This window comes from Corynebacterium mendelii (assembly GCF_017307055.1).
Lineage (GTDB): Bacteria > Actinomycetota > Actinomycetes > Mycobacteriales > Mycobacteriaceae > Corynebacterium > Corynebacterium mendelii.
On sequence record NZ_JAFLEQ010000008.1, the window covers coordinates 596,565 to 604,682 of the forward strand.

Consider the following 8,118-nt stretch of genomic DNA (forward strand, 5'->3'; position numbering starts at 1 on the left):
TTCTTCCCCCGCCCGGGGAAAAGACACCCCGGCGGCCCCCGGGCGGGGGAGGGGACCACGGCACTGGTGCCCCCTACCGGTTCACGGCACCGGGTGAGCCGGGCGCCCCTGCCCGGCGCAGCCCCCGCAACCCGTACACCGGCTGCCGCAGTCTGTGCCCCGGCTGCCGGCCGGGCGGGGTATGTTATCTGCCGATAACGATGACGAACTCCACTAACGCACCCACCGTGCGGAAGGACGTATTCAGCCATGCTGCTGCATGTTGCAAGCCACAACCCGAAAAAACTCGCCGAACTGAACCGGCTGCTTCAGGCAGAGGGCATCACCGGCATTGAACTGGTGTCCTCCGAGGATCTTCTCGGCTACCCGGAGCCGGTCGAGGACGGCCGGACCTTCGCCGACAATGCGCTGATCAAAGCCCGTGCCGGGGCGAAAGCCACCGGCATCACCACCCTGGCCGACGATTCCGGGCTGGCGGTTGACGAGCTGGGCGGCATGCCCGGTGTGCTGTCGGCCCGCTGGTGCGGCCGCCACGGCGATGACGCGAAAAACAATGAGCTGCTGTTGGCCCAGATGGCCGATGTGCCGGTGGGGCGCCGTGGCGCCGAGTTCGTGTCGGTGTGCGCGATTGTCACCCCGGACGGGGAAGAGTGGCTGGAAAAAGGTGTCTGGCGCGGCCGGATCGTGAAAAAACCGGTCGGTGACAACGGCTTCGGCTACGATCCGCTGTTTATCGCCCAAGAAGAAGACGACCGCACCGACGGCACCGACGAGCGGCCCAAAACCTCCGCCGAGATGACCCCGGAGGAAAAAGACTCCCTCTCCCACCGGCACCGCGCCCTGTCCGCCCTGCTGCCGGTACTGAGGGAATTGGCCGACCGCGCTGAACAACAGGGCACCTCCATCACCCAGGAGAAAGCCTCTGCACTGGCCATCGATCTGGCTGGAATCGATGATGATACCGAGGACAACACCGATCCCGCCCCGGCCGGTGACGGGGACAGCCGGGACGAGAAGAAGAAAAAGAAAAACAGGAACAAATAATCCGGGCGGGGCACACACCAGTCCCGCACAATGGGCCGCCACCTCATGTCATCCGCCGGGAGCTGTGCCGGGCCCCGGCCCGTACCGGCTGCGGGCCGGGGAGGGAAGAGAAGTGGCGGTTTTTTGTTTCCCCCGGGCGGTGGTCCGCCCCCGGCAGGTCTGTGCCCGTCGGGAGCTAGTCGGGATCGTGGCCCGGGGTTTTCTGCCCCAGTTCTTCCCGTGTGGCCCGGTCGTCGCTGGTGGTGTGGCGGATCGACAGCCACCGCACGGGGGCGATATTGCGCACCCGGATCCTTTCCTCGGTCAGGGTGTGGGCGCGGACCCGCAGAATATCTTCCATGGTGATCGAGCCGACCACCGTGCCGTCGTCTTTTTTGACCGTGGCAATCGATGCTTCATTGGCCAGCAGCACCTGCATGGCGTCGTTGAGGGTGGCCGACGATTTGATCTCCAGATCCGAGACCGGGAAGTGCTCGAGCTCCATGACCTGGTAGACGGTGGCCGATTCCATCGGGTCGACGGAATATTCCATGGTCACATGCAGCCCGCGGCGGGCCAGCTGCTCGGTGAGGATCGACCGCCGCATCACAATCGCCGACAGCCCCCAGGCGGCAATGGAAGCCACCATCAGCGGGGTGAAGGCAGCCCAGGCGTGGGTGAGTTCCAGGGTGAACACAATGCCGGTCAGCGGTGCCCGCAGCACCCCGCCGGTGACCGCCGCCAAACCGATGACCGCCCAGAAACCGGGGGCCACCTCGGGCAGGAACATCCCGCACACCGCCCCCATGGACGCGCCGATCAAAAACGTCGGGGCCAGCACCGACCCGGAGGTCCCCGACCCCAGCGACAGGCCCCATATGAGCAGCTTGACCACAAACAGCGAGATGATCATCCCGGCGGTGCCCTGTCCCAGCATGATGTCGTGCATGACGTCGTATCCGACACCGAGGGCCTTCGGCTGGATCAGCCCGCCGATACCGATGATCAGCCCGCCCAGCGGCGGCCACCACATCCAGTGGAAGGGAAGCTTGTGGAAGGCATCGTCGGAGCGGTAGATCAGCTGCACCGACAGCCACGCCACACCGACCGCGGCGACCGCGATCACCAGGGCCTCCACATTGACCTTCCAATCCAGCTGCGGCCAGGCGGAGGTATCCACCGGCAGTTTGACCTCCCGCCCCATCAGCGGGCCGCGGGCCACGATCGCGGTCACCACAGCAGAGGTCACCGGCACCAGGGAACGGGGCTTGAATTCGAACAGAAGAATCTCCACCGCCAGCAGAACCGCGGCCAGGGTGGTGTTGAACGTGGCGGCCATCCCGGCCGCCGCCCCGGCCACCAGCAGTGTTTTTCGTTCATTGGCCGACATTTTCAGCATCTGCGCCAATGTCGAACCAACCGCCCCACCGGTCATGATGATCGGGCCTTCCGCACCGAACGGCCCGCCGGTGCCGATGGAGACAGCCGCGGAAAACGGTTTGAGGAACGCAAGTCTCGGCTTGATCACCGATTTGTTGATCAAAATCGCCTGCATCGTCTCCGGCATGCCGTGGCCGCGGATCTGCGGGGAACCGTATCTGGCCAGCACACCGATGACCATCCCACCGGCCACCGGGGCGAAAAGAATCAGCCACCACGGGTGCGGGGAAAAACCGGGGGAAGTCAGATCAGCGGACAAACGCTGGTAGAACACCAGGTTGGTGATCACCCCAATAAGAAACTGCAAAAGCCACGACAACAGTGCGGCGGCGATACCGACCGGGATCGCCAGCACCGCCATGGTGACAATGCGCCAGGAGGTGATGTAGTCACCGGGACGCCGGTCTTGCACCGGACCCAGCGAATACGTGGGTTCATCATGGTAGGGGTAACGCGCACCGGAGGGACTCGAAGGGGCCATGGGTCGGCGGTAATCCTTATCAACTGTAACCGGGCGGCGCCGGCTGGAAGCCGGGCAATATGGCGGCCATGAGCATCCGGTATGCGGTGGGCTGTGCCGGAAAAAGCGGCACCGAAACCCCGGGTGATCATGCGGGGGCCGGTGATCAAATTTTTCCGCATCGACCACGCCACGTGCCAGGTGACGCCACGGTCCCCACATACGACCGGCCGTCGAAGGGACAAAAAGTCCCGGACTTGGTTTCAACCACCGGTGCCGCAGATGTGGAAGGGACAACTACTACAGTTCTACGCCCCACCGATCAGCCGGTGTGCAACAGGGAGGACCCGGCATAAAAAACACCGTGTTGCACCAGGGGTTTTCTGCCCCGGGGCTGTTGTAAAAAACACCAAACCCCGCACACCGGGCGGGTGTGCGGGGGAAGCGGAACACAAAACCGGTGGCCCCGGCAGCGCCGGGGCAGTGCTACAGGTCGAATGCCCGGGTGACTTCCCGGCGCCGTTTGTGCTCTGCGACAAACGACATGAACGGAATCGTGCCGTAGAGCGCGGTGGTCAGCCACACCACCGGCGACCAGCGGGCTTTGGTGCCCAGGTTGAGCACACTGACCAGGTAGATCATGTAGAACAGCCCGTGCAGCTGGCCGATGATCCGGGTCCAGTCGGGCATGTGGATGCCCACCAGGTACTCCAGGATCATGCGGATGGTGAGAATGAGAAGCCACACACCGGTGACCCAGGCGGCCACGGAGAAAAACTTCAGGGCGGTACGCACCCGGGCTTTGCGCTCTTCGGTGGCGCCGGTCGGATAGGTGGTGGTGTCGTCTGTTGTCATGGGTGAAAAGACCTCACGGTTCGTCGGGGTGGAAGGGGGTGGGGTGGATGATTTTTCTCGCTCCAGTCGGCGGACACCGCGTGAGCTTCGGGCATAGACCTTACCCAACGCCGCGCGCCGGGAGGATCCTCACCGCGGTGGCAGCCAACCGGTGGGGTGGTGGTCCTACCGGCCCAGATCATCGCGGATTTCACCGCGGCCGCGTCTGGGGGTGTTGATCCGGTTAAATGTCTCAATGTCGATGCTGGGGCGTTCCGGCAGGAAATCCTCGTCGATTTCGGTGAAATTTCCTTTCGCCTCCTCCTCGAGACGTTTCCGGGTTTCCGGGGAAACACCGGTTTCGGCAACCTCGTCTTCGTACTCGCCGAACTTTTTGAAGGCGTAGATGAAAAACAGGCCGAAACACGGCCACTGCAGCGCATAGCCCAGATTCTGGAATGAACCGCCCTCCGACTGCCAGCGGGTCCACTGCCACCAGGCCAGAAACATGGTGGTGACAACCAGCACAACCAGCAGAATCAGCCGGGCGATGCGTACCCGCAGCGGCTTGCGCCGCCTGCCTGTGTCGGCCGCGTTATCCGGGTGATTGTCCATGCCCACCACTGTAGCGGGCGGATCCGCCGCAGCGTAAAAAAATACCCGCCCGCCGCTCACCTCCACAAGCAACCGGCGGCAGGGCATCCGGTCACAGCGGTTTCGCCAAGCGGGGCGAACAGGTGATAGGTTGGTCATGCCGAAGCGGAGTCTCGGCTGGGATTCCATCACCTGCCAGGGGGATGCAAAACAGCTGCTTCGCAGGCATGCGCGCCCGTGGCGGAATTGGTAGACGCGCTGGATTTAGGTTCCAGTGCCTTCAGGCGTGGGAGTTCAAGTCTCCCCGGGCGCACCACACCGGCTGTCCGCACCGGCCATCCACGTTAGCTGTCACCTGCCTCACCTCCACCTTCCCGACCATCGGCGGTGGGGGTGTGCGCCGGGTGACGCTGCAGCTGACTGCGGCAGGGCACAGGCGGTGCGGTGCCAGTCGGTTGTATGCCGCGGGGGATGGTGCGTGCCGGTGCCCACCTGCCGTGGGCAGGCCCCGGCAGGTGTTGTGCGGGGGCATGTGGGAATGGGCGCACTGATCCGATACCATGAGGGGCAGTGACACGGTGCCGGGCTTGTTTTGTCCCCCGGCAGCAGGCCCTTGATCAACCGCAGTAGGTTGTGGTGGGCCGCGATGCCGGCAGGGCCTGCACCGCGACGATTCCTGCGACATCTTCCAGCGCAATCGGGTGTGTTCCAACCGGTGCGCGGCCGGCGGGACCGACTACACGGATACTTTTAAAGAAAAGGCTAAAGACATGGCACGAGACATCAACGACATCGAGCGTGACATTGCGCGCACCCGCCGCCAGCTGGCCGGGACCCTGGATGAACTCGCCGATCGCACCCAGCCGAAAAAACTGGTTGATGACGCGAAAAAAGACGTGACCGGAAAACTTCAGGATCCCACCGTGCAGAAAGTACTGGCCGGGGTTGCCGGGGCCGTTGCCCTCCTGGTGGTTATCGGCGTGGCCCGTTCGCGGCGCAAGAACAAGGATTTGCGCGAAATCCGCAGGATTCTCGCCGAGCGCGGCTAGAACAACCCGCACCCGCATCACTTATTCCGCCCCGGGCACGTTGTGTCCGGGGCGGAAGTGTTTTCACCCGCCGGACACGGCCCGGCGGGCGGGTGTGTTGTCTAGGCGCCGACGATAACCGCCCCGGCTGCCGCCATCTCTTCCAGGGCGGCTGCACCTGAGTCCTCGGCCACCGGGGAACACAGCGGCTGGAGGACCCGGACTGAAAAACCTTCCTTGATGGCATCCAGAACCGTGGCGCGGACACAGTAGTCGGTGGCGATGCCGACCACATCGATATCGGTGATGCCCGTCTGCCGCAGCCAGTCGGCCAGCCCCTGATCCTCGAGGTCGGATTTGTGGCCCTCGAAACCGGAATAGGCCGCCGAATACTCGCCTTTGCGGAAAACCGCGTCAAGCTTGTTCTCGCGGATCGCGGAGTGAAATGCGGCCCCACCGGTACCCACCACACAGTGCACCGGCCAGGAGTGCACGAAATCGGGGTTGTCACTGAAATGGTCACCGGGATCGATGTGCCAGTCGGCGGTGGCCACCTGGACGGCATAGTCAGCGGCGTGGCTTACCTGCCGGGCGCCGATCAGCTCGGCAACATGGTTTCCCTGGGCGGTCGCCAGCGACCCGCCCGGGCAGAAATCGTTTTGGACGTCAACTATGACAAAAGCCCTCATCAGTGGTGGTCTCCTTGGTGGACAGAACTCGGCGGCAGGACACACGGCAACCATCCGGCACGGCAAGAAACTGCGGTGTCGGGGAAAGGCAACCAGGTTACGCCTTCCACTCACCGCCCCGGTGTGCGTTACCCGATAGTGTAGGCGTGTCGGCGCGGCGGCGGGGCAACGCGAAAACCCCGCCGCCGGAACATCGGTTCCGGCGACGGGGTCATCATCTGTTGTGCGCCATCAGGGACTCGAACCCCGAACCCGCTGATTAAGAGTCAGCTGCTCTGCCAGTTGAGCTAATGGCGCCTGAAGCTTCCGAGATGTTTCTCAACTGCTCGTCGGCAACGAAGCAAAATATTACAAGTGCCATCGTATGTTTGTAAAATCAGCAGGTCACAGTGTTTTTTTAAGGGGTATGTCCGGGGAAGTGAACCAACTGGTTCCAAAAAGGTCTCAATGTGATTTCAACTTCTAACCCATGGGCTGATCCGGGTAACGTTGTGCACGCTGTCCCGATGGTTGCGGTGTGGGGTTATCGTTAATGACCGCGCCCCGGCTCCCGCGCGCAGGAATCTGTGACGGGGGAGCATATGATCTTGTACCCGACTTTATTTTCTTTACGGAGAACCATGACCTTTTCAGCTGGACTCCGCCGCCGGTTGGTGGCGCTCGGCATAGCGGCCGCCGCGACGGTGACGGCGGTGACAGGGTGCTCATCCACTGACGCCGCACAGCAGACTGTTGCCGAGACTGCGGCTGAAACGACCACTTCCGCCGTGTCGGCGACAACGACATCGAAGCCGTTGCCCGCGGTCGCTTCTGTCAAAGACGGGACTAAGAACTACAACCCGACTGAGCCGGTGACGGTCAAAGCCGTCGAGGGAACCTTCACCGACATCCAGATGACCAACCAGGACGGTAAAGTCGTCGAGTCGACGCTCAGCGAAGACAAAAAGACATGGACCACCGCCGAGGTGCTGGGCTACTACCGGACCTACACCATCAAGGCGACGACCTCCAACGGTGCGACCATGACGACGGTGTTTTCCACCATCGAACCTGACTCGATCACCGATGTGGCGCTCAGCCCCCTGGACGGCTCAGTTGTCGGCGTCGGACAGGTGCTGTCTTTCCGCTTCGGGCAGTCGATTGCCGACCGCAAGGCGGCCCAGGACGCCATCACCATTACCACCGAACCCCATGTTGACGGTGCTTTTTACTGGCTGAATGACTATCTGGTGCGGTGGCGCGGGGAAGAGTTCTTCCAACCCGGCACCAAGATTGACGTCAACGTTGACCTGTACGGCAAAAACCTCGGCGGCGGGGTGTGGGGCAACCGCGACAACTCCGCTTCGTTCACCATCGGCGACAAGGTGGTCTCCGTCGCCGACAGCAACAGCAAAACGGTGACGGTGTACAGAAATGACGAAGCGATCCGCACCATCCCGATTTCGATGGGCATGCCGGAATTCCCGACCCCCAACGGCACCTATGTTGTCGGCGACCAGTACGACGAGCTGGTCATGGATTCCTCGACCTTCGGTCTGCCGGTGGATGACCCGCAGGGATACCGGACCAAAGTCCAGTACGCCACCCAGATGTCCTGGTCCGGTATCTACGTCCATGCGGCCCCCTGGTCGGTGTGGGCGCAGGGATCGCAGGATGTCTCCCATGGCTGCCTGAACATGTCGACGGCGAACGCCAAATGGTTCATGGATCAGGCAAAACGCGGCGATGTGGTGATCGTGAAGAACACCAACGGCGGCGTGCTGTCGGGTTATGACGGCCTGGGGGATTGGAATATCCCCTGGGAGGAGTGGTCCAAGGGCAATCTTTACACCGGTGCCGGAGCAGCCTCCGCACCCGCAACCAGTGAAATAACCACTTCTTCAGCAACCACCGCCACTGCTGCGTCACCAACGCACACATCCACCAGCAGTGAACCCAGCCCGGTTGGGGAATCCGCAACATCTTCGGGGACAACCACCGCAAACCGGGAAAGCTAGGCTTGCCGCCGACCGCGGTTTTCCCGCCCCGGCCACAACAACCACGCAAGGCC

At 62.9% G+C, this 8,118-nt stretch carries 6 protein-coding genes, 2 tRNA genes and 1 pseudogene; 4 read left to right on the forward strand and 5 right to left on the reverse strand.

Annotation, left to right across the window (positions count from 1 at the left end):
* Positions 1-249: 249 nt before the first annotated feature.
* A pseudogene (rdgB, locus tag JZY06_RS05825) lies at positions 250-876 on the forward strand (RdgB/HAM1 family non-canonical purine NTP pyrophosphatase); the annotation flags it as partial.
* Between the two features lie 343 nt (positions 877-1,219).
* On the opposite strand, the gene JZY06_RS05830 reads toward rdgB, so the two are convergent.
* The 3 genes from JZY06_RS05830 to JZY06_RS05840 form a co-directional block, all read right to left on the reverse strand.
* Positions 1,220-2,944, reverse strand: a complete 1,725-nt coding sequence (locus JZY06_RS05830; RefSeq protein ID WP_207119090.1) for a chloride channel protein — start codon at positions 2,942-2,944, stop codon at positions 1,220-1,222.
* 465 nt (positions 2,945-3,409) lie between these two features.
* Entirely contained in the window at positions 3,410-3,778 is a 369-nt protein-coding gene (locus JZY06_RS05835) for a DUF3817 domain-containing protein (RefSeq protein WP_207119093.1), read from the reverse strand.
* 165 nt (positions 3,779-3,943) lie between these two features.
* Positions 3,944-4,372, reverse strand: a complete 429-nt coding sequence (locus JZY06_RS05840; protein ID WP_207119095.1) for a hypothetical protein — start codon at positions 4,370-4,372, stop codon at positions 3,944-3,946.
* 210 nt (positions 4,373-4,582) lie between these two features.
* Here JZY06_RS05840 and JZY06_RS05845 point away from each other — a divergent pair.
* A tRNA-Leu gene (locus JZY06_RS05845) sits at positions 4,583-4,667 on the forward strand.
* Between the two features lie 454 nt (positions 4,668-5,121).
* Entirely contained in the window at positions 5,122-5,400 is a 279-nt protein-coding gene (locus tag JZY06_RS05850; RefSeq protein ID WP_207119097.1) for a DUF3618 domain-containing protein, read from the forward strand.
* A 101-nt stretch (positions 5,401-5,501) separates the two neighbouring features.
* Here JZY06_RS05850 and JZY06_RS05855 read toward each other — a convergent pair whose 3' ends face one another.
* Together JZY06_RS05855 and JZY06_RS05860 are read right to left on the reverse strand one after the other, a co-directional pair.
* Positions 5,502-6,071 carry an isochorismatase family protein gene (locus JZY06_RS05855; RefSeq protein ID WP_304503409.1) on the reverse strand — a complete coding sequence of 190 codons (570 nt, stop codon included), beginning with the start codon at positions 6,069-6,071 and terminating at the stop codon, positions 5,502-5,504.
* Between the two features lie 221 nt (positions 6,072-6,292).
* Positions 6,293-6,365: transfer RNA gene (locus JZY06_RS05860), tRNA-Lys, on the reverse strand.
* A gap of 323 nt (positions 6,366-6,688) precedes the next feature.
* Between JZY06_RS05860 and JZY06_RS05865 the strand changes: the two genes are divergently transcribed.
* A complete protein-coding gene (locus JZY06_RS05865) occupies positions 6,689-8,065 on the forward strand; it encodes a L,D-transpeptidase (RefSeq protein WP_207119101.1) in 1,377 nt (458 codons plus the stop codon).
* Positions 8,066-8,118 lie beyond the last annotated feature (53 nt).